Source organism: Piscinibacter sp., assembly GCF_047600445.1.
GTDB lineage: Bacteria > Pseudomonadota > Gammaproteobacteria > Burkholderiales > Burkholderiaceae_C > Piscinibacter.
Map to the genome: position 1 here is coordinate 1,797,176 of NZ_JASGKT010000002.1, position 19,769 is coordinate 1,816,944.

Here is a 19,769-nt window from a genome sequence, read left to right on the forward strand (position 1 = left end):
GCGCGGGCTGGACGGGAACGGCAGTGTAGGAGCGCGGCCGCGCCGAAAAGATCCCGCCCCGGCCGGCCTCACGCCTTCTTGCTTCTTGCGTAGGCGGCGATGCCGTTGCGGACCTCGGCCTGGGCGGCCTCGGGGCCTTCCCAGCCCTGGACCTTCACCCACTTGCCGGCTTCGAGGTCCTTGTAGTGCTCGAAGAAGTGCTGGATGGCCTTCAGGCGCATCTGGTTGATGTCCTCGGGCTTGTGCCAGTGGCTGTAGATCGGGCAGACCTTGGGGATGGGCACCGCCAGCAGCTTGGCGTCGCCGCCGGCCTCGTCGTCCATCTTCAGCACGCCCAGCGGGCGGCAGGTCACGACCACGCCCGGGCTCAGCGCATAGGGCGTGATCACCAGCACGTCGACCGGGTCGCCGTCGTCGGCCAGCGTCATCGGCACGTAGCCGTAGTTGCACGGGTAGTGCATCGCCGTGGTCATGAAGCGGTCGACGAACATCGCACCCGACTCCTTGTCGACCTCGTACTTGATCGGGTCGGCGTTCATCGGGATCTCGATGATCACGTTGAACTCTTCGGGGGCCTTGGGGCCCGGGGTGACGTTGTGCAGGCTCATGAAGTGGTGGCGGCAGACGAAAAGCCGTGATTCTATGCACCGCGCTTGTCGGCGACCTGACACATTGATCCCGGGCACGGAAGGCAGGAAAACCCGAGGCGGCTCCATTGCCGCCCGCGCGCCCTTCCCTTAGGATGCCGCGGGCCCCGGGGTGGGGCATCGCCGGTGCGCCGGCGCGCCCTCCCCCCGCGAGTTTTCCCATTCAATCCAAAAGCCAAGCAAAGAGGAAGGAGATCCCGAGATGTCCACCACCGTGGCGCTATACGTCGCGCTTGCCTGCGGGCTGGCCGCCGTCGTCTACGGCTTCGTGCAACGAAGCTGGATCCTCGGCCAGAGTGCCGGCAACGCCCGCATGCAGGAGATCGCCGGCGCGATCCAGCAGGGCGCGGCGGCCTACCTGGCCCGGCAGTACAAGACCATCGCCATCGTCGGCGTGATCCTCGCGGTGCTGATCGCCGTGTTCCTCGGCACCACCACCGCGATCGGCTTCGTGCTCGGCGCGGTGCTCTCGGGCGCCTGTGGCTTCATCGGCATGAACATCTCGGTGCGCGCCAACGTGCGCACCGCGCAGGCGGCCACCCGCGGCATCGGCCCGGCGCTGGACGTCGCCTTCAAGGGCGGCGCCATCACCGGCATGCTGGTCGTGGGCCTGGGCCTGATCGGCGTGGCGCTGTTCTTCTGGTGGATCACCGGCGGCCAGGCGCCCGAGGCCGGCACCTCGCTGTCGGCGCTGCTCAAGCCGCTGCTGGGCGTGGCCTTCGGCTCCAGCCTGATCTCGATCTTCGCGCGGCTGGGCGGCGGCATCTTCACCAAGGGCGCCGACGTCGGCGCCGACCTGGTGGGCAAGGTCGAGGCCGGCATCCCCGAGGACGACCCGCGCAACCCGGCGGTGATCGCCGACAACGTGGGCGACAACGTCGGCGACTGCGCCGGCATGGCCGCCGACCTGTTCGAGACCTACGTCGTGACGCTGATCGCGACGATGGCGCTGGGCGCGATCATGATCGCCGGCAGCGGCGCGATGACCGGCGTGGTCTACCCGCTGGTGCTCGGCGGCGTGTCGATCATCGCGTCGATCATCGGCTGCTTCTTCGTCAAGGCCAAACCCGGCATGACCAACGTGATGCCGGCGCTCTACAAGGGCCTGGCGGTGTCGGGCGTGCTGAGCCTGATCGCGTTCTGGTTCGTCAGCTCGGCGATGTTCCCGCAGCCGATCGAACTGGCCGGCGGCAAGACCGTGGGCGCCACCGGCCTGTGGCTGAGCTGCGTCGTCGGCCTGGTGTTGACCGCCGCGCTGGTGTGGATCACCGAGTTCTACACCGGCACGCAGTACGGCCCGGTCAAGCACATCGCGCAGGCCTCGACCACCGGCCACGGCACCAACATCATCGCCGGCCTGGGCGTGTCGATGAAGTCCACCGCCTGGCCCGTGCTGCTGATCTGCATCTCGATCTACGTCGCCTACGCGCTGGCCGGCCTGTACGGCATCGCGATCGCGGCCACCTCGATGCTGAGCATGGCCGGCATCGTCGTCGCGCTCGACGCCTACGGCCCGATCACCGACAACGCCGGCGGCATCGCCGAGATGTCCGAGCTGCCCAGCAGCGTGCGCGACGTCACCGACCCGCTCGACGCGGTGGGCAACACCACCAAGGCGGTGACCAAGGGCTACGCGATCGGCTCGGCCGGCCTGGCCGCGCTGGTGCTGTTCGCCGACTACACGCACGCGCTGGAAGCGCGCGGCATGTCGCTGGCGTTCGACCTGTCCGACCACCGCGTGATCGTCGGCCTGTTCATCGGCGGCCTGATCCCCTACCTGTTCGGCGCGATGGCGATGGAAGCCGTCGGCCGCGCGGCCGGCTCGGTGGTGGTCGAGGTGCGGCGCCAGTTCCGCGACATCAAGGGCATCATGGAAGGCACCGGCAAGCCCGAGTACGGCAAGGCGGTCGACATGCTCACCACCGCGGCGATCAAGGAGATGATGATCCCCTCGCTGCTGCCGGTGGTCGTGCCCATCCTGGTCGGCCTGCTGCTCGGCCCGGCCGCGCTCGGCGGCCTGCTGATGGGCACCATCGTGACGGGCCTGTTCGTCGCGATCAGCATGTGCACCGGCGGCGGCGCCTGGGACAACGCCAAGAAGCTGATCGAAGAAGGCTTCAAGGACGAATCCGGCGTCACCCACAAGAAGGGCGGCGACACGCACAAGGCCGCCGTCACCGGCGACACCGTCGGCGACCCGTACAAGGACACCGCCGGCCCGGCCGTCAACCCGCTGATCAAGATCATCAACCTGGTGGCGCTGCTGATCGTGCCGCTGCTGCCGATCAGCGGCACGGCGAGCAAGGCGCACGAGGCCGCCCCGGCGGCCGCCACGGCCGCGGCTGCGGCCGATGCCGCCTCGTTCGTGGTCGAGAACGGCGTCGTCAAGTTCTACTTCGCCTCCGGCAAGGCCGAGCTGGCTGGCGGCGCCGACGCCGCGCTGGCCGACGTGGCCAAGGCCGTGGCCGACGGCAAGCGCGCCGTGCTCAGCGGCTACACCGACGCCTCGGGCGACCCGGCGCTGAACGAGGAACTGGCCAAGCAGCGCGCCTTCGCGGTGCGCGACGCGCTCAAGGCCGCCGGCATCGCCGAAGACAAGATCGAGCTGAAAAAGCCCGAGCAGCTCACCGGCAGCGGCAAGGCCGCCGAGGCGCGCCGCGTCGAGGTGACGCTGCAGCAAGCCCCCTCAGCGTGCCAGCCAGGATCTCGTGAAGTCCGCGAGATCCTGGTGCACGCTGCTGGCCAGCGCCAGTTCCGGCCCTTCGTTCGGGCTGCCGTTCGGCGCCCGCGTCACCAGCGCGGTGTGGACCGAGCTGGCCACGCCGCGAAAGTACGGCAGGTAGTCGTCGACGAAGGCCACCGCGTCTATCGCCTCCACCGCGTCGGCCTTGGGACTGCGCACCGATTCGCGGTGGCCGGTGGCGATCACGCGCTCGATCGGGAAACCCAGCTCACGCAGGTTGCGCAGCCGCGCGGCCTCGTAGCGCGCCTCCAGCGCCGAGACGCACACCAGCTCGTGGCCCGCCTCGCGCAGGCGATGGCAGGCGTCGACCGCGCCGGGGATCGCCGGCACCGTCGACCAGAACAGCTCGCCGAACTCGGCGCGAAAGCGCCTGCGCTTGAACAGGCGCAGCGCCGGCACGGCCCAGCGGTCCATCGGCCAGTAGGCCTGCGGGTCGCGCTCGGCGGGGTATTCGCCGAAGGCGCGCTGCCACGCGGCGGCGTAGGCGAGGTGGTAGTCGAGCAGCACGCCATCGGCGTCCAGGGCGATCACGGGGCGGGTCATTGTTCAACCGATTACGAGGGCAGGCGCGAAAGCTGGGACAATAGCGGATTGAACAGGCCGCCAGAGCCCCCACCTTCGCCTCTGCCTCTTCGGATCGACCGCGACATGACGACACGCCGCCCCACGCCCCCGACCCCGCCCGAAACGCCGGCCATGAAGCTGCGCCAGACCCAGGCGGAGTACACGGCGGCGCGGCCTTCGGCCGAGCCGGGCATCCGCCCGCTGATGTCCAGCTCGAAGATGTACGTGTGCCGCCGCTGCCAGGCCAACTTCAAGACCGGCGACGGCAAGCCCGACCCGCGCCTGCCCGGCCTGGGCAAGTGCAACGCCTGCCTGGCCGCCTCGGCCGCGACCGCGGCCTGAGCGCCTTCTTCCGGAGCTTCCGCTAGAGATCGAGCACCAGTCGCGCCGACCTGGCGCGCGAGCAGCACGGCAGGAACTGGTCGTTCGCCGCCTGCTCTTCCGGCGTCAGGTACAGGTCGCGGTGGTCGGGCTCGCCCTCGATCACGCGCGTCAGGCAGGTGCCGCACACACCCTGCTCGCACGAGGTGGCCACGCTGACGCCGGCCTCGGCGAGCGCCTGCACCACGCTGCGATCGGGCGCCACCGTGATCACGCGGCCCGAGCTGGCCAGCATCACCTCGAAGGAGCCGTCGCCCGCCTTCGGCGCCGCGTCGGCGGCGAAGAATTCGTAGTGGATCTGCGCCTCCGGCCAGCCCTGCGCGCGGGCGCCGGACAGCACTGCGTCCATGAAGCCCTTGGGCCCGCAGACGTACAGATGCCGCCCGGCGCGCGGCGCCGCCAGCAGCGCGGCGATGTCGAGCTTCTGCCCAGCCGCGCCGTCGTCGAAATGGAAGGCCACGCGCGGCGCGAAGACCGAGCGCGCGATGCGCTCGCGGAAGGCCGTGCGCGCCGCCGAGCGTGTGCAGTAGTGCATCTCGAACTCGCCGCCGGCGTGCGCCAGGCGCTCTGCCATGCACAGCAGCGGCGTCACGCCGATGCCGCCGGCCAGCAGCAGGTGGCTTTGCGCGTCGTGCGCCAGCGCGAAATGGTTCTTCGGCGCGCTGATGGCCAGCACGTCGCCCTCCTTCACGCGCTCGTGCATGCCGGCCGAGCCGCCGCGCGAGGCCGCGTCGCGCAGCACCGCGATCAGGTAGCGGTGCGACTCGGCGGGGTCGTTGCACAGCGAGTACTGGCGCGTCGGGCCGCCGCCGGGCAACTGCACGTCGATGTGCGAGCCGGCGGCGAAGGCCGGCAGCGGCGCGCCGTCGGTGCTCACCAGTTCGAAGCTGGCGATGTCCTCGGCCTCGACGGTCTTGCGCGCCACGCGCACCGACAGCATCGCGGCGCTCATGCCGCCACCGCCTGGCCCTGCTCCTGCGCCACCAGCCGCTCGACGATGCGCCGCGCCTGCACGCCGCCCAGGTCGGTGTTGAGCGACAGCAGCTTGCGCTGCGGCTGCGCCGAGAGGTTGCGCTGCTGCGATTCGAGCATCTCCAGGTCTTCGGCGAACACCCTGCCCTGCGCCTCGCGGATCGAGGCGGTGAGCGCCTTGTCGTCCGGGCGGAAGTTGCGCGCCAGGCCCCAGAAGTACCAGATCGAGGTCTCGGTCTCGGGCGTGATCAGGTCGACGACGATGCCCGAGGTCTTCACCGCCGCCGGCGCGTCGAAGCCGCCCTGGCCGGCCAGCGCCACGCCCACGTCGATCATCACGCTGGACGGCGGCACGAAGCGGCAGCGCTGCCAGCGGTCCACCGTCTGCTCGGGGTCCAGCCCGTTGCCGCGCATCGCGGCCTGCCAGAACGGCGGCGCCTTCACGCCGCTCATCTCGCGCCGCGCGATGACCACGCCGCCCTCGCTGCTGGTATGCGCCGGCACCTCGTCGAGTTCCTGCTGGCCGATGCTGGTGGCATGCACGTACTTCTCGTGCGTCAGGTCCATCAGGTTGTCGATCATCAGCCGGTAGTCGCACTGCACGTGGTACATGCCGCCGCCGAAGGCCCAGGCCGGATCCTCGGCCCAGGCGAGGTCGGGCATCAGCGCCGGATCGGCCTTGGCCGCTTCGCCCGGCCACACCCAGACGAAGCCGTAGCGCTCGACCACCGGGTAGCTCGCCAGCGTCGGGAAGCCGCGCACGCGCTGGCCGGGCATGGCCACGGTCTTGCCGTCGCAGCCCATCTCCAGGCCGTGGTAGCCGCACACCAGCTTGCCCTCGACCACGCGCCCCAGCGACAGCGGCGCGCCGCGGTGCGGGCACCAGTCCTCCAGGCCGACGGCCTTTCCGTCCGCGCCGCGGAAGAACACGATGCGCTCGCCGCACACCGTGCGGCCCAGCGGCTTCTCGTCGATCTCGCCCGGCGTGCAGGCCACGTACCATGCGTTCCTGGGATACATGCTTGTCTCCTGGATCTTGTTTGGGTTGATGATTGGATCCAATTATCGGTCAAAATGGCAATTCTACGCAAATAACTCGATATTATGGATCCAATCGAACCCATCACCCCCGACTCCGGCAGCGTCGTCGCCACCTTGCGCCAGCGCATCGTCGAAGGCGCGCTGGCGGCCGGCGAGCGGCTGGCGGAGATTCCGGTGGCCGCGTCGCTGGGCGTCTCGCGCACGCCGGTGCGGCTGGCCTTCCGCGCGCTGGAGCAGGAAGGGCTGCTGGCCAAGGCCGGCAAGCGCGGCTACGAGGTGCGCAGCTTCTCGGAGGCCGACGTGCGCTCGGCCGTCGAGGTGCGCGGCACGCTCGAAGGGCTGGCGGTGCGGCACCTGGCCGAGCGCGGCATGACGGCCGAGGTGCGGGCCACGCTGCGCGGCTGCGTCGCCGACGGCGCGGCGCTGCTCGCCAAGGGCCACCTGAACGACGACGACATCGGCCGCTGGAGCCGCATCAACAAGCGCTTCCACGACACGCTGGTGCAGGCGCACGAGAGCCGCGTGATCGCCGACGCGATCGCGCGCAACGACCACCTGCCCTTCGCCTCGGCCAGTTCGATCGCGCTGGACCGCAGCGCGCTGCCGGCCGAGTACCAGAAGCTGCGCATCGCGCAGCTGCAGCATCAACTGGTGCTCGACGCGCTGGAGCGGCGCGAGTCGGCGCGCGCCGAGATGCTGATGCGAGAGCACGCCTGGGTGGGCTTCCGCTACGGGCAGTTGTTCGGCCTGCCGGCCGGCGACAGCCTGGGGCGGGCCCTGCCCGGCTGACGAATCCTTCCACCCACTACCCTCACGACCTTCACACCCACGAGCACACCATGAGCCAACTCAAGATCGCCGTCATCATCGGTTCCACCCGCCCCACCCGTTTCGCCGACAAGCCGGCGCAGTGGATGTTGAAGCAGGCGCAGGCGCGCGACGAACTCGACGCCGAGATCGTCGACCTGCGCGACTTCAAGCTGCCGTTCTTCGACGAAGTGGCCTCGAACGCCTGGGTGCCCAGCCAGAACCCCGAAGCCGTGCGCTGGCAGCAGACCGTGGGCCGCTACGACGGCTACGTCTTCGTGGTGGCCGAATACAACCACTCGATCACCGGCGCGCTGAAGAACGCGCTCGACCAGGCCTACAAGGAGTGGAACCGCAAGCCCTTCACGGCCATCGGCTACGGCGGCGTGGGCGCCGCGCGCGCGATCGAACACCTGCGGCTGATCGGCGCGGAACTGCACATGGTCTCCACCCGCTCCGCCGTTCACATCGGCGGCGGCGACTTCCGTGCCGTCCACCCCTCGGGCCGCGTCGAAAAACCCATCGAGGAGATCGAAGCGAACCTGCTGCCCGCGACCAAGGCCGCGCTGGACGAGCTGGTGTGGTGGGCCCGCGCGACGAAGGCGGCGCGGGGCTGAGGCACGCCTTCCCGCCCGATCGCGTTCAGAAGCTGAGGCTGGCCGCGCCGGCCTTGAGCCGCTCGTGCATCGCACTCGCCCCCTGGATGGTGACGCCGTCGATGAAGTCTTCCTGCGCATAGCCGCGCGCCTTGGTACACGGCGGGCACGCCCAGATGATGCCCCCGCGCGCGAGGAAGTCGTCGATGAGGGACTTCAGCGGATCCAGCGGCGGAACATGCGTGATGTCCACGGCCTTGCGGCGCACCAGATCGACGCCCGAACTCACGAGGAAGGCGTAGACCTTCATCCCCGACGTGATCGCGCCGCAGGCGATCGTGAAAGCGACGGACGACAGTTCATGGTCGGTGCCGCGGGTCACCAACACCACCAGTTCACGGCTGGGTTGCGGGATCTGCTCTGCCATCGGAGTGCTCCTTCCTGTTCGTGGGATCGAAATTGAGCCACGCCGGCGGTAGGGCATCAATCCCCTGGAGGACACCGCGACGGCGCCGCCGGCGCTGCGCGCGGCCGCGTGGCAGCGGCTCGTACGCGTGGCGCAGGACTGAACGCGCGGGTGCCGCAGCCGTACCTTACGATCCGCAGCCTGCCACCCACAACCAACGAGGAGATACGCCATGAGTGCCCTGCCCTCCACCCTGGCGCGCGGCCTGTCCGCTGCCGCCTTGGCCGGCCTGCTGGCCGCCTGCGCCGGCATCACGCCCGCGCCCATCGTGCAGACGCCCGGCTGCCTGAGCGACGCCCAGGTGGACGTTTGGATGGCCGACCAGGCGGCCCGCCGCCCCGCCGCCAATCCAGCCCAGACCATGACGATGGCCGACGCCGCCTGCACCCGCGCCAAGCTGCAGCAGCGCCTGGCGGCGCAGTCCGGGCCGCTGGCGGGCTACAAGGCGGGCCTCACCAACCCGGCGGTGCAGAAGCGCTTCAACACCGACCAGCCGGTGTGGGGCGCGCTGTACCAGCGCATGCTGCTGGACAACGGCGCCACCGTGGAAGCCGCCTTCGGCGCCCGCCCGCTGTACGAGGCCGACCTGCTGGTGCGCGTGAAGGACGCCGGCATCAATGCCGCCACCACGCCCGCCGAGGTGTTGCGGCACGTGGACCAGATCGTGCCCTTCATGGAACTGCCCGACCTCGTGGTGCAGGCGCCGCCCCAGCTCAACGGCGCGGGCGTGAGCGCCATCAACGTCGGCGCGCGCCTGGGCGTGCGCGGTGCGCCGCTGGCCGTGCCTTCCGACGCCGCCGGCCAGGCGCGGCTGCTGGACCAGTTGCGCGACATGGACGTGCGCCTGGTCGACGCGCAGGGCGAAAAGCTGGGCGGCGGCAAGGGCAGCGACGTGCTGGGGCACCCGCTGAACGCCGTGGTCTGGCTGGCCGGCGCGCTGAAGGCGCAGGGCCTGGCCATGCAGCCGGGCCAGCTCATCAGCCTGGGCTCGTTCTCGGCCCTGCTGCCGCCCAAGCCGGGGCTGCAGGCCACGGTGCGCTACGACGGCGTGCCGGGCTTGCAGCCGGTGACGGTGACCTTCCGCTGACCCTGCGGCCGCTGCCGGCGCCTACAGCGACGGCGCCTTCGTGGTCTTCGCCGCCTTGTCGAGTTCCCTGGCGCGGCGCTCGCGGTCCGACTGCTCCAGGCCCTGCTCGGTCGCGACCAGCAGGCGGTAGCCGCCACCCTGGTCGACGACGCCCACCTGAAGGCGGTCGACCAGGCCCGGGTTGGTCCGTTGCGGCAGCAGCAGCGCCTGCACGACGATGCCGCAGTCGGGCGCCACGCTCACCGAGCGTTCCAGCGCGTGCGCGCCTGCCGCACCCAGTCGGCCAGCTCGGGCCAGTCGTCGAAGGCCAGGTCGCCGAGCAGCGCGTCGCGGCCCGCGTCGGGGTCGGTCGCGATGCGCGCCAGCGTCGCCGCCAGATCGGTCGCGACACCCTCGGCGAGCGCGAGCCGGCTGCCGCTGGCGACGATGGCTGCGCCGCACTCGCGGCGCAGCCTGAACAGGCGCTGGCGCAGGCTGGTGTCGGCCTTGCGGGTGTCCGCGCCGGGCCAGACCAGCGCCGCGACGCGCTCGGCCGCGACCGGCCCGTCGAGCGCGACGATCGCCAGCAGCGCGGCGTCTTTCACCGACAGGCGCACGACGGCGGACGAGGCATCGTCCCGCAGCAGGCGCGGCGTGCCGAGCAGCAGCAGTTGCCAGCGCCCGGCGGCGCTCGTGTCGGGCACGGTGGACATGGCGGATTGTGTTGTAGGCCCGATGGCGTTACCAGCGGGTTACCGGCGACCGAGTGGGCCACGCATGACGCTTCGCTCGGTGGCTTCCTGCTTCGGCAGGTTATATTAATGAAAATTATTCTCATTCAATAATGAGAACCTCCCTTTCACCCAACCGAAGAAGCCAGCCATGCCCTCGCTCCGCCCCTGCCCGCCCCGCGCCGCCGCGACCCGCCCTCGCCCCACCACGCTGACCTTGGCGCTGACCTTGGCCCTGGGCGCGGCAGCGCTGCCGCCGGCGGCGCGCGCCCAGGCCGCCGCCGCGCTGCCCGCTGGCGGCGAGGTGCACGTCTTCGACCTGCCCGCGGGCCCGCTGCGCCCCGCGCTGGCGCAATTCGAACGCGCGACCGGCGTCGCCCTGAGCTACGACGCCGCGCTGGTCGACGGCGTGCGCACGCAGGGCGTGACCGGCAGCCACGGCATCGCCGCCGCGCTGAGCGCGCTGCTGGCCGGCAGCGACCTCGAAGCCGTGTCGCAGCCGGGCGGCGGCTACGTGCTGCGCCGGACCGTCGCGGCGGCACCCGCGTCCGCCAGCCAGGACGCCACGCTGGCCGCGGTGAAGGTCACCGCCAGCAGCCTGCGCGACGGCGTCACCGAGGGCACGCGCAGCTACACCACCGACGGCAGCGCCGCCGCCACCGGCCTGAACCTGTCGCTGCGCGAGACGCCCCAGTCGGTCACGGTGATCACGCGCGAGCGCATGGACGAGGCGGGCATCAACAGCCTGGGCGATGCCGTGGCGCAGGCGCCGGGCATCGCCTACCAGCCGATGGGATCGCCGGTGGGCGGCTACTCGCCGCTGTGGGCGCGTGGCTACCAGGTGCAGAGCTTCATGCTCGACGACATCCCCGTTTCCGCCTACGCCATCAGCGCCGGCGGGGCCTGGCAGGGACTGACCAACATCGATTCGGCGGTGTACGACTCGGTGACGGTGATCCGCGGGGCCACCGGCCTGATGACCGGCGCGGGCGACCCCTCGGCCACCGTGGCGCTGACGCGCAAGCGGCCCACGCCGGCGTTCCGGGCCTCGCTGTCGCAGTCGTTCGGCAGTTGGCAGAAACAGCGCACCGTGGGCGACGTGGGCGGGCCGCTGAACGAGGCCGGCACGCTGCGCGGCCGCCTGGTGGGCGCCTACGAGGCCGGGCATGGCTGGAAGGAGGGCTACCGCTACGACAAGTCCGTGGTCTATGGCGTGCTGGAGGCCGACCTGTCCAGCCGCACGCTGGCCACGCTGGCGCTGGAGGCGAGCGACGACAAGGCCCGCGGCGGCGCCGCCGCGTACACCGGCTACGCGGTCGACGATGTGGACGGCAACCCGACGCCCTTCGGCCGGCGCGACAACTCCGCGGCCGACTGGAGCCGCTACGGCAGCCGCCGCCTCGGCCTGACGGCGACGCTGGAGCACCGCTTCAGCGACGACTGGCAGGTCAAGCTGAGCTATCACCGCGCCACGGTGAAGGACCACCAGAGCTTCGGCCTGGCCTCGTGGTCGCCCGATGCCGACGGCATCGGCCAGTTGCACCTGCGCAGCTACCGCCGCCACAACGACGTGGATGCCGCGCTGCTCAAGCTGGACGGACGCTACGAACTGTGGGGCCGCAAGCACGAACTGGTCGCGGGCATCAACGGCTACCGCGAGGACCAGACCGCGCCGCAGTGGTTCATGGACTGGGACAACTACTTCGTGAACGTCTACACCTGGAACCGCCGGTTCCCCGAGCCGGACTGGCCGGCCCTCTACGAGTTCGGCTGGCGCGACAAGGTCAGCCAGTACGGCGCCTACACCGCCACCCGGCTGCACGTCACCGAGCAACTCTCGGTGCTGGCCGGCGCGCGCTGGACCCGGTGGCGCTCGCGCGGCTTCGACGAAGCCGGCGGCGTGATCGAGGACCGCAAGGAGAACGGCGTCCTCACACCCTACCTGGGCGTGGTGTACGACTTCGCGCCCAACCTCTCGGCCTATGCCAGCTACACCAGCATCTTCAACCCGCAGTCGTACCGCGACGTGAACGGAAGCCTGCTCGACCCCGAGACGGGCACGAACATCGAGGCCGGCGTCAAGGGCGAATGGTTCGGCGGCCGCCTGAACGCCAGCGTGGCGGTGTTCCAGGTGAAGAAGAACGACCTGGCCGTGCTCGACCCTCCCAACCTGACGCCCGGCGGCGACGACGCCTACCGCGCCGAAGACGACACCAGGGGCCGCGGCTGGGAGGTGGAGGTGGCGGGCGAGCCGCTGCCCGGCTGGCGCGTGCAGGGCGGCTACACCCGCATGCTCACGCGCGACAGCAGCGGCGGGCGCCTGATGACCGATGCGTCTCCGGAGCACCTGTTCAAGATGTTCACCACCTGGACGCCCGCGAGCCTGAACCAGCTCACCGTGGGTGGCGGCGTGACCTGGCAGAGCAGGACGTGGGTGGACGGCATGAGCGCGCTGTACGCGCAGAAGAGCTACGCCGTGCTCAACCTGATGGCGCGCTACGCCTTCAGCGAGCCGCTCACGCTGACGGTGAACCTGAACAACGTGTTCGACAAGGTCTACCGAACCGACATGTGGGGCCACGACTACGGCGCGCCGCGCGACGTGCAGGCGACGCTGCAGTACAAGTTCTGAGCCGCACAGTTCGCGGCAGCCACCCCCACCGGCCGAGATGTCACCGGCACCAGTACCAACAGCGCCGGCGCCCACACCGCTGGCCCGTGCATGTCCCTGCCAATCGACCCGATCCCGCGTGCTCGCGATCTTCGCTTCGGCTGGCCCGGCCAAGCATCGCTGTGGCCGGCACTGAATCTTGACCTCACCCCCGGCCTCTGGGCCGTGGTGGGGATGAGGGCTGCGGCAAGACCACGCTGCTGCGACTGCTGGCGGGCGAACTGGCGCAGCAGGCCCCGGCCAGATCCTGCTGCGCGGGCAGCCGGCCTCTGCGGCGGAGTTGGCTTCATCGGTCGCCTGGACCGATCCGCGCACCGGCACCTTCGACGCAGTGGCGGTGGAGCGCTACCTGGCCGGTCTGCCCCAGCGTTTTCCAGGCACCGACCAGCGCCCGCTGCACGCGCTGGTGGAGGCGTTGTCACTGGGCTAGGACCGCCCTTCTGACGGGAACGGGAGCCGGGGGGGTATCCGCGCCCCGGCCCCCTGCCTCATCCAATCAACGATCAGGACCGCTTGGTCAGCTTGCCGGCGATCTGCTCGGACACCCAGCCGAACAGCGCACCGACGATGATGGACAGAATGGTCGGCACGATGGCATCCGTCGGCGACAGGCCTTTGAGCAGGATCAGGCCGGCCACGCTGGCGAAGCCATAGACGCTCGACGGAATGGTGCTCAGCACCGGCAGGTGCGCGGCCAGCACGATCACGGCCGCGCCGATGCCGACCGCCACGGGAGCGGCCAGGCCGCCCAGCGCGCCCAGTTGGCCGGCCAGCATCACCGAGGCCATGCCGACGAGCGCGCCGAACGACATGCAGACCACGGTCTTGACCAGGCCGCCGGTTTTTCCGCCATTGTGGAAAAAGCTCGCCCAGGCGACAAAGGCCTGCCAGATCTGCATGTGAAGGGCGGCCAAGGGCCCCAGGAACAGCCACGTCGCGACAAGCGCCAGCACGCCGATGGACAGCGCCAGTGCAATCAACAAACTCATCTTTGTCTCCTCAATAGTTGGAAAGTCGTTCCCATCCGGATGAAAGACGGAGGGAACATCCGCGGCAAGGCAACTTCCGCGCCACTGAGCTGAGGTACAAAACTACCGATTCACGGCAGAAAAGAAGTGATTACCCAGGCCAACTTCAATTTGACGCAAGGGTTTTCAGCAGAAGAAGCATCGCCGCTCGCGTTCCAGCCCGGCCCGATTTTCTCGAGGCAGACTCACGCCGCGCCTAAATGGAACAATTCCCGGAGCAATGGGTAATCGGTGCCCATGCGCACGGCCCAGGGCTGTCGGTTCAAGGCCGCCGCGCCTGCGCCGTGCGCACTGCCCATACGCTGTCCGCGCGGCCGTGGTGAATCCGGCGGCGTGTGAGGCGGATCAGCCAGGCGAACACCGGCACCGCCGCGAGCGCGGTGAGGTCCACCGCGACGGTGCCCGGATGGTTCCAGCCGCCGACCATGCCCCAGGCGCTCATCAGGCTGACCAGCGGAATCGCCGCGGTGGCCGCCGCGCACAGCCACAGCAGCTCGTGCGCGCCTTTGGCCGCGCCGCGCACGAAGGCCCAGGCGGTGGCGGCAAGGAACACGCCGCAATAGATGGCCTCGTGCCAGAAACCCGGGTCGGCCACGCGCACCGGCAACCATTTGGTGGCGGCGATGGTGGCCGAGATGCCCGCCACGCTGCCCAGCGCGACACCCACGGTCAGGCAGCCCATCATGCGTGCGGATCGCGCCTGCACCACCGTCTCGGCACCGCGCCGCGGTTTGCGGCGCGATTCGATCCACAGCAGGTTGCCGGTGTAGAACAGCGCCGCGCCCGCCAAACCCATCAGCGCATACAGCCAGCGCACCGGGGTGCCACCGAAACTGCCGAAGTGCAGCATGAAGAAGGTGTTGACCGCCTCGCTCCAACCATCCATGTGTCCGGGCAGGCCGCGGAGGTCCACGTCGCCGGTGATGGGGTCGATGCGGGTGCGCATCCATGTGCTGCCGCGCGTGCCGCGCCGCACATCGAGGCCCTGGACCGTGGCGTCCTGGCGGAAGATGCTCTCCTGCTCGAAGCCGAAGCGATGCACGTCGAAGCCCGGCAGTTGCTCGCGCACACGCGCCAGAAGCTGGTGTGCCCGCATCGGCGTGCCGCCCGCGGGCATCGTCGAGGGCTGGCCCCAGTTGATCTGGCCGCCGTAAAACGCCTTGCTCTGGGCAAGGTAGAACGGCGCATGGAACGCGAACACCACGCAAGTCAGCGCGATCACCAGGTGGAACGGCAGGCTGAAGACGCCGAGCGCGTTGTGCACGTCCAGCCACATGCGTTTGAGGTTCGGGCCGATGCGCAGCGCGAACAGGTCGCGCACGAGTGCGGGTAGCAGCACGATCAACCCGGACAGCAGCGCCACCGCATAGGCCAGCGCCACTGCGCCCATCAGGGGGCGCGCGATGTGCTCCGGCAGCGGCAGGCCGACGAACTGGTGCAACCGGTCCACGAGTTGCGCCACCTGCGCCCGGCGCAGCCGCTCGGTCTGCAAGCTGCCGTCGGGGGCGAAGCTGGCGCCGTATTCGATGCGGTCGAACTCGCTCTTGCCGGGCAGGCTCCAGGTGACGCGCGCCGGCTGCTCGGGCGTGATGTCCACCACGATGCCGTAGCGGTCGATGGGCCGAGGTTGTTCGTCCCGCACGGCGGCCAGCAGTTTTTCGGCCTCTTCCAGCGGCGGCGCGGCGGCCAGCGCCGTGGGCGGCGTGGCCCAGCGTTGCAGCGGCTTTTCGAACATCGTGATCGCGCCGGCATAGAACCCGATGAACAGCAGCAGCCCGCAGACGATGCCGACCCAGGTGTGGACATCTTTGTAGACCTTGACGATGTCGCTGCGGATGTTCATGCCGACCTCAGCGCAGCCACGCCTTCAGCAGCCACAGCAGCCCCCACGCCGCTGCGTTCGCCAGCCCCAGCCATCCCCACGCGCGCAGGCTGTCGCGAAACAGGAACACGAAGCCGAGCACGGCGACCCAGGCCGGCGCGATAGCCCACATGACGAACTGGATCTTCCCTTGGCCGCCGGGATCGGCGGGCGTCAGCAGCGCGAGCACGCCGGAAAGCGCCAGCGCCAGCGTGAACCCGAGTACCACACCGGCCGCCGCCTTGCCGAACCAGTGGCGGCTTTGCAAGCGCCGCCGCGCCGTGGTCATGGCGCTCCTCCTGCGCGGCTGAGGGCACGCCAGGCACCCAGGAACGGCATCACCGACGCGGCCAGCATCAGCAGGATGCTCCACGCGAACGCGGCCTCCATCGGGGCCAGCAGCCGAAGCATCGCCGCCAGCGACACCAACGCGCACACGACGCCCGGCCACCAGCGCCACCGTGACGGCCAGCGCCCGGCCGCGCGCCATTGCTGGTGCGACGAAGCCAGGTAGGCGAACAGCGCGGCAGCGGTGCCGGACAGAACGGCCAGGATGGCGGCAAACGTGGTCATGGCACCGGCCTGATGGGGCATAGGGCGTGCATTCTGTCAAGTTCGCCCCGGGGCCGCGCGCCAGTCGTACCAGCGCGTCGAGCGGCGCCAGCCGGTCAGCGTCTTCTTGAAGCGCGCGGCCAGCTTGCCGGGGCCATCGGCATCGGCATCGGCCCCTCACAGCCCCAGAAATCGAAACGGGTTAGCCCCTTGTGGAAGCTAACCCGTTGATTTCAATGGTCGGGGTGGCGGGATTCGAACTCGCGACCCCTTGCACCCCATGCAAGTGCGCTACCAGGCTGCGCTACACCCCGACGAAGCTGCGCATTATAGCCTCAGCGGGCCGCGCCTCTGCCTTCAGAGCACCAGCAGCGCGCGGATCGCCAGCAGCTCGCTGCGCACCTCGCCCGGCGAGGGCACGCCGGCGCCCGGCGGCGCGGCCACCGGCATCGCGTCGGTGGGCACGCCTTCGAGCACTTCGCTCATGTCGATCACCTCGTCGGGCTCGTCGTCGGCCTGCGGCGGCACGGGCTCGCGGGCATGCAACAGCGCCTCGGCGAGCCGGTTGCGCGCGCCGCTGATCGTGAAGCCCTGTTCGTAGAGCAGCTCGCGGATGCGCCGGATCAGCAGCACCTCGTGGTGCTGGTAGTAGCGCCGGTTGCCGCGGCGCTTCATCGGCTTGAGCTGGGTGAACTCCTGCTCCCAGTAGCGCAGCACGTACGGCTTCACCCCGCAAAGCTCGCTGACCTCACCGATGGTGAAGTACCGCTTCGCCGGGATGGCTGGGAGCGCTTTCTCCATGAAAATCAACAAGATCCCGTGGGAAAGCTAAGACTTTACTCGAAGTCCTCCCCGGCGGGTATGTCGCCTTGCACAACCCCCTTGAGTTTGTGGCTCGCGTGGAAGGTCACGACGTTGCGCGCCTTGATCGGGATGGCCTCGCCGGTGCGCGGGTTGCGCCCCGGGCGCGGCGCCTTGCGGCGGATGTTGAAGTTGCCGAAGCCGGAGAGCTTGACGTCCTCGCCGCGCACCAGCGTGGCGTGGATGATGTCGAAGAAGCCCTCGACCATGTCCTTCGACTCGCGCTTGTTCAGCCCGAGGCGCTCGAACAGCAGGTCGGCCAGTTCCGCCTTGGTCAGCGTCGGCGTCTCGATGCTCGGCAGCATCACGCGGTCGTGCGGCTTGTGCTTGTCGTCGTCGTCCATGATCGTTGCCTTCAGCCCCGCAGCCGCGCGCCCAGGCGCGCGCCCAGCCGTTCGATGACCTCGGCCACCGCGGCCTCGATGCGTTCGTCGGTCAGCGTGTTGTCGTCGTCCCGCAGTTCCAGGCGCACCGCCAGGCTGCGCTCGCCCGGCTTCATGTCGGCGGCCGGCGCGGCGGGTTTGTAGATGTCGAACAGGCGCGCCGAGCGCACCAGCCCGCCGCTGCCGGCGCCGATCGCCGCCATCAGCGCGTCGTGCCCGACCTGCTCGCCGGCCACCACCGCGATGTCGCGCCACGCCGACTGCTGGCGCGGCAAGGGGGCGAAGGCCGGCACGTCGCGCTCGAGCAGCGCATCGAGGTCGAGTTCGAACAGCACGGGCGCCGACGGCAGCTCGTAGCCCTGGCGCCAGCGCGGATGCAGTTCGCCGACGAAGCCGATGGCCACGCCGTTCAGCTCGACACGCGCGCAGCGCCCCGGGTGCAGCGCCGGATGCTCGGCGGCGACGAACGTCGCCTGGCGCGGCGCGAGCAGCGCCTCGATGTCACCCTTCACGTCGAAGAAGTCGGCCGCGCGTTCCTTGCTGCCCCACTGCAAGGCATCGACGCGGCCCCAGGCGAGCCCGGCCACGCGCCGCGGCTGCGCCACGCCGGCCACGCTGCGGATGCTGTCGGGCACCGAGGGGTCGCGGCGGAACACGCGCCCGGTCTCGAACACGCGCACGCGGCTCGGCCTTGCGCGCGAGGTTGGATTGCAGCACCGAAACCAGGCTGCCGATCAGGCTGGAGCGCATCACCGCCAGCGGGCTGGCGATCGGGTTGAGCACGCGGATCGGGTCGGGGTTGCCGGCCAGCTCGCGCTCGCGGCGCTCCTCGACGAAGCTGAAGCCGATGGTCTCCTGGTAGCCCAGGCTGGCCAGCGCGTGGCGCAGCGCGCTCAGGCCGCGGTTCGCCTCGGGCCGCACGCGCGCCGTCACCGGCGCGAGCGGCGGCGTGTCGGGCAGGTGGCGGTAGCCGACGATGCGCACCACTTCCTCGATCAGGTCTTCCTCGATCTTCAGGTCGAAGCGCCACGACGGCGGCGTCACGGTGATCGCGCCCGGCTCGCTCACGAAGGCCAGGCCGAGGCGCCGCATCACGCCCTCGCACTGTTCCTGCGTCACCGGCATGCCGATCACCTTGGCGGCGCGTGCGATGCGCAGCCGCACCGGTTCGGCCTTGGGCAGGTTGAGGATCTGGTCGTCCATCGGCCCGGCCCGCCCGCCGCAGATGTCGATGATCAGCCGCGTGATGCGCTCGATGTGCTCGACGGTCAGCGCCGGGTCGACGCCGCGTTCGAAGCGGTGCCCGGCGTCGGTGGCGAAGTTGTAGCGGCGCGAGCGGCCGGCCACCGCCTCGGCCCACCAGAACGCCGCTTCGACGTAGACGTTGCGCGTGTCGTTCGACACCGCGGTGGCCTCGCCGCCCATGATGCCGGCCAGCGACTCGACCTGCTTGTCGTCGGCGATCACGCCGACCTGCGCATCGACCTCGATGGTGTTGCCGTTGAGCAGTTCGAGCGTCTCGCCGGGCCGGCCCCAGCGCACCGTCAGGCCGCCGTGGATCTTGTCGAGGTCGAAGATGTGCGTCGGCCGGCCGTACTCGAACATCACGTAGTTCGAGATGTCGACCAGCGCGCTCACCGAACGCTGGCCGCAGCGCGCCAGGCGCTCGACCATCCAGTCCGGCGTCTTCGCCTGCGTGTTCACGCCGCGCACGACGCGGCCGGAGAAGCGGCCGCACAGGTCGCTCGCCTCGACGGTCACCTTCAGCCGGGCGTCGTGCGCCGGCGGCACCGGCGCGATCGCCGGCGTGAGCAGCGGCGCGCCGGTCAGCGCCGAGACCTCGCGCGCGATGCCGTACACGCTCAGGCAGTGCGCCAGGTTGGGCGTGAGCTTGAGCGTGAAGATGGTGTCGTCGAGCTCGAGGTGGTCGCGGATGTTCGCGCCGACGGGCGCGTCGTCGGCCAGGATCAGCAGGCCGCCGTGGTCGTCGGAGAGCTTCAGCTCGCGCGCCGAGCACAGCATGCCCTGGCTCTCGACGCCGCGCAGCTTGCCGAGCTTGATCGTGAAGGGCTTGCCATCCTCGCCCGGCGGCAGCTCGGCGCCCACCAGCGCGCAGGGCACGCGGATGCCCTCGCGCACGTTGGGCGCGCCGCAGACGATCTGCAGCGTCGCGCCGGTGCCGGCGTCGACCTCGCAGACGTTGAGCCGGTCGGCGTTCGGATGGCGCGTCACCGACAGCACCCGCGCCACCACCACGCCGCCGAAGGGCGGCGCGGCCGGGCGCGCCTCTTCGACCTCCATGCCGGCCATCGTCAGCAGGTCGGCCAGCTCGGCGCTGGACACGCCCGGGTTGCAGAACTCGCGCAGCCAGGATTCGGGGAACTGCATGGGAAGCGGTG

18 protein-coding genes, 1 tRNA gene and 2 pseudogenes are annotated in these 19,769 nt (G+C 70.3%); 6 read left to right on the forward strand and 15 right to left on the reverse strand.

Features of this window, described 5'->3' with window-relative positions; genetic code table 11:
• Positions 1-68: 68 nt before the first annotated feature.
• The gene (ppa, locus tag QM792_RS12585; protein WP_415150447.1) at positions 69-608 is read right to left on the reverse strand and encodes an inorganic diphosphatase; all 540 of its coding nucleotides are present in this window, start codon (positions 606-608) and stop codon (positions 69-71) included.
• A gap of 241 nt (positions 609-849) precedes the next feature.
• Here ppa and QM792_RS12590 point away from each other — a divergent pair.
• Positions 850-3,324, forward strand: a pseudogene (locus QM792_RS12590) (sodium-translocating pyrophosphatase); the annotation flags it as partial.
• A gap of 9 nt (positions 3,325-3,333) precedes the next feature.
• On the opposite strand, the gene QM792_RS12595 reads toward QM792_RS12590, so the two are convergent.
• The 3 genes from QM792_RS12595 to QM792_RS12605 all read right to left on the reverse strand — a co-directional run bounded on the left by QM792_RS12595 (position 3,334) and on the right by QM792_RS12605 (position 6,327).
• Positions 3,334-3,933, reverse strand: a complete 600-nt coding sequence (locus QM792_RS12595; RefSeq protein ID WP_415151625.1) for an HAD family hydrolase — start codon at positions 3,931-3,933, stop codon at positions 3,334-3,336.
• Between the two features lie 385 nt (positions 3,934-4,318).
• Entirely contained in the window at positions 4,319-5,287 is a 969-nt protein-coding gene (locus tag QM792_RS12600) for a PDR/VanB family oxidoreductase (protein ID WP_415150449.1), read from the reverse strand.
• Positions 5,284-6,327 (reverse strand): Rieske 2Fe-2S domain-containing protein, encoded by a 1,044-nt coding sequence (locus QM792_RS12605; RefSeq protein ID WP_415150451.1) that lies wholly within the window; start codon positions 6,325-6,327, stop codon positions 5,284-5,286. Before QM792_RS12605 ends, QM792_RS12600 begins: the two co-directional genes overlap by 4 nt.
• A gap of 84 nt (positions 6,328-6,411) precedes the next feature.
• Here QM792_RS12605 and QM792_RS12610 point away from each other — a divergent pair, with 84 nt between their 5' ends.
• Both QM792_RS12610 and QM792_RS12615 read left to right on the forward strand, forming a co-directional pair.
• Entirely contained in the window at positions 6,412-7,137 is a 726-nt protein-coding gene (locus tag QM792_RS12610; RefSeq protein ID WP_415150452.1) for a GntR family transcriptional regulator, read from the forward strand.
• Between the two features lie 50 nt (positions 7,138-7,187).
• On the forward strand, positions 7,188-7,772 hold the full coding sequence (locus QM792_RS12615; RefSeq protein ID WP_415150454.1) for an NADPH-dependent FMN reductase: 585 nt from the start codon (positions 7,188-7,190) through the stop codon (positions 7,770-7,772).
• Positions 7,773-7,797: 25 nt separating this feature from the next.
• On the opposite strand, the gene QM792_RS12620 is transcribed toward QM792_RS12615, so the two are convergent.
• Positions 7,798-8,178 carry a DsrE family protein gene (locus tag QM792_RS12620; protein WP_415150456.1) on the reverse strand — a complete coding sequence of 127 codons (381 nt, stop codon included), beginning with the start codon at positions 8,176-8,178 and terminating at the stop codon, positions 7,798-7,800.
• Between the two features lie 211 nt (positions 8,179-8,389).
• On the opposite strand from QM792_RS12620, the gene QM792_RS12625 reads away from it, so the two are divergent.
• A complete protein-coding gene (locus QM792_RS12625; RefSeq protein ID WP_415150458.1) occupies positions 8,390-9,304 on the forward strand; it encodes a 2-keto-4-pentenoate hydratase in 915 nt (304 codons plus the stop codon).
• A 21-nt stretch (positions 9,305-9,325) separates the two neighbouring features.
• On the opposite strand, the gene QM792_RS12630 is transcribed toward QM792_RS12625, so the two are convergent.
• Together QM792_RS12630 and QM792_RS12635 are read right to left on the reverse strand one after the other, a co-directional pair.
• Complete coding sequence (locus QM792_RS12630) at positions 9,326-9,547, reverse strand: hypothetical protein (RefSeq protein WP_415150459.1); 222 nt, start codon at positions 9,545-9,547, stop codon at positions 9,326-9,328.
• A complete protein-coding gene (locus tag QM792_RS12635; RefSeq protein WP_415150460.1) occupies positions 9,544-9,996 on the reverse strand; it encodes a hypothetical protein in 453 nt (150 codons plus the stop codon). The genes QM792_RS12630 and QM792_RS12635 overlap by 4 nt, the downstream gene beginning before the upstream one ends.
• Before the next feature lie 235 nt (positions 9,997-10,231).
• On the opposite strand from QM792_RS12635, the gene QM792_RS12640 reads away from it, so the two are divergent.
• Together QM792_RS12640 and QM792_RS12645 are read left to right on the forward strand one after the other, a co-directional pair.
• A complete protein-coding gene (locus tag QM792_RS12640; RefSeq protein ID WP_415150461.1) occupies positions 10,232-12,646 on the forward strand; it encodes a TonB-dependent siderophore receptor in 2,415 nt (804 codons plus the stop codon).
• Between the two features lie 319 nt (positions 12,647-12,965).
• Positions 12,966-13,115, forward strand: coding sequence for a hypothetical protein (locus tag QM792_RS12645; RefSeq protein WP_415150462.1), 150 nt, complete (start codon positions 12,966-12,968; stop codon positions 13,113-13,115).
• A gap of 73 nt (positions 13,116-13,188) precedes the next feature.
• Here the strand turns inward: QM792_RS12645 and QM792_RS12650 are convergent, their stop codons facing one another.
• From QM792_RS12650 to pheT, 8 genes and pseudogenes are all read right to left on the reverse strand, one after another.
• Positions 13,189-13,674 carry a DUF1097 domain-containing protein gene (locus QM792_RS12650; RefSeq protein WP_415150463.1) on the reverse strand — a complete coding sequence of 162 codons (486 nt, stop codon included), beginning with the start codon at positions 13,672-13,674 and terminating at the stop codon, positions 13,189-13,191.
• Between the two features lie 301 nt (positions 13,675-13,975).
• A complete protein-coding gene (locus tag QM792_RS12655; protein WP_415150464.1) occupies positions 13,976-15,556 on the reverse strand; it encodes a PepSY-associated TM helix domain-containing protein in 1,581 nt (526 codons plus the stop codon).
• A 7-nt stretch (positions 15,557-15,563) separates the two neighbouring features.
• Positions 15,564-15,863, reverse strand: a complete 300-nt coding sequence (locus QM792_RS12660) for a hypothetical protein (protein ID WP_415150465.1) — start codon at positions 15,861-15,863, stop codon at positions 15,564-15,566.
• Positions 15,860-16,147 carry a hypothetical protein gene (locus QM792_RS12665; RefSeq protein ID WP_415150466.1) on the reverse strand — a complete coding sequence of 96 codons (288 nt, stop codon included), beginning with the start codon at positions 16,145-16,147 and terminating at the stop codon, positions 15,860-15,862. The genes QM792_RS12660 and QM792_RS12665 overlap by 4 nt, the downstream gene beginning before the upstream one ends.
• A 216-nt stretch (positions 16,148-16,363) precedes the next feature.
• Positions 16,364-16,440: transfer RNA gene (locus QM792_RS12670), tRNA-Pro, on the reverse strand.
• A gap of 43 nt (positions 16,441-16,483) precedes the next feature.
• A complete protein-coding gene (locus QM792_RS12675; RefSeq protein WP_415150467.1) occupies positions 16,484-16,927 on the reverse strand; it encodes a MerR family transcriptional regulator in 444 nt (147 codons plus the stop codon).
• A 35-nt stretch (positions 16,928-16,962) separates the two neighbouring features.
• A complete protein-coding gene (locus tag QM792_RS12680) occupies positions 16,963-17,331 on the reverse strand; it encodes an integration host factor subunit alpha (protein WP_415150468.1) in 369 nt (122 codons plus the stop codon).
• 11 nt (positions 17,332-17,342) lie between these two features.
• Positions 17,343-19,758, reverse strand: a pseudogene (gene pheT / locus QM792_RS12685) (phenylalanine--tRNA ligase subunit beta).
• Positions 19,759-19,769 lie beyond the last annotated feature (11 nt).

Coding starts and splice junctions, on each gene's coding strand:
- ppa (WP_415150447.1), bottom strand. CDS start 608: ATGAGCCTGCACAACGTCACCCCGGGCCCCAAGGCCCCCGAAGAGTTC.
- QM792_RS12595 (WP_415151625.1), bottom strand. CDS start 3,933: ATGACCCGCCCCGTGATCGCCCTGGACGCCGATGGCGTGCTGCTCGAC.
- QM792_RS12600 (WP_415150449.1), bottom strand. CDS start 5,287: ATGAGCGCCGCGATGCTGTCGGTGCGCGTGGCGCGCAAGACCGTCGAG.
- QM792_RS12605 (WP_415150451.1), bottom strand. CDS start 6,327: ATGTATCCCAGGAACGCATGGTACGTGGCCTGCACGCCGGGCGAGATC.
- QM792_RS12610 (WP_415150452.1), top strand. CDS start 6,412: ATGGATCCAATCGAACCCATCACCCCCGACTCCGGCAGCGTCGTCGCC.
- QM792_RS12615 (WP_415150454.1), top strand. CDS start 7,188: ATGAGCCAACTCAAGATCGCCGTCATCATCGGTTCCACCCGCCCCACC.
- QM792_RS12620 (WP_415150456.1), bottom strand. CDS start 8,178: ATGGCAGAGCAGATCCCGCAACCCAGCCGTGAACTGGTGGTGTTGGTG.
- QM792_RS12625 (WP_415150458.1), top strand. CDS start 8,390: ATGAGTGCCCTGCCCTCCACCCTGGCGCGCGGCCTGTCCGCTGCCGCC.
- QM792_RS12635 (WP_415150460.1), bottom strand. CDS start 9,996: ATGTCCACCGTGCCCGACACGAGCGCCGCCGGGCGCTGGCAACTGCTG.
- QM792_RS12650 (WP_415150463.1), bottom strand. CDS start 13,674: ATGAGTTTGTTGATTGCACTGGCGCTGTCCATCGGCGTGCTGGCGCTT.
- QM792_RS12655 (WP_415150464.1), bottom strand. CDS start 15,556: ATGAACATCCGCAGCGACATCGTCAAGGTCTACAAAGATGTCCACACC.
- QM792_RS12660 (WP_415150465.1), bottom strand. CDS start 15,863: ATGACCACGGCGCGGCGGCGCTTGCAAAGCCGCCACTGGTTCGGCAAG.
- QM792_RS12665 (WP_415150466.1), bottom strand. CDS start 16,147: ATGACCACGTTTGCCGCCATCCTGGCCGTTCTGTCCGGCACCGCTGCC.
- QM792_RS12675 (WP_415150467.1), bottom strand. CDS start 16,927: ATGGAGAAAGCGCTCCCAGCCATCCCGGCGAAGCGGTACTTCACCATC.
- QM792_RS12680 (WP_415150468.1), bottom strand. CDS start 17,331: ATGGACGACGACGACAAGCACAAGCCGCACGACCGCGTGATGCTGCCG.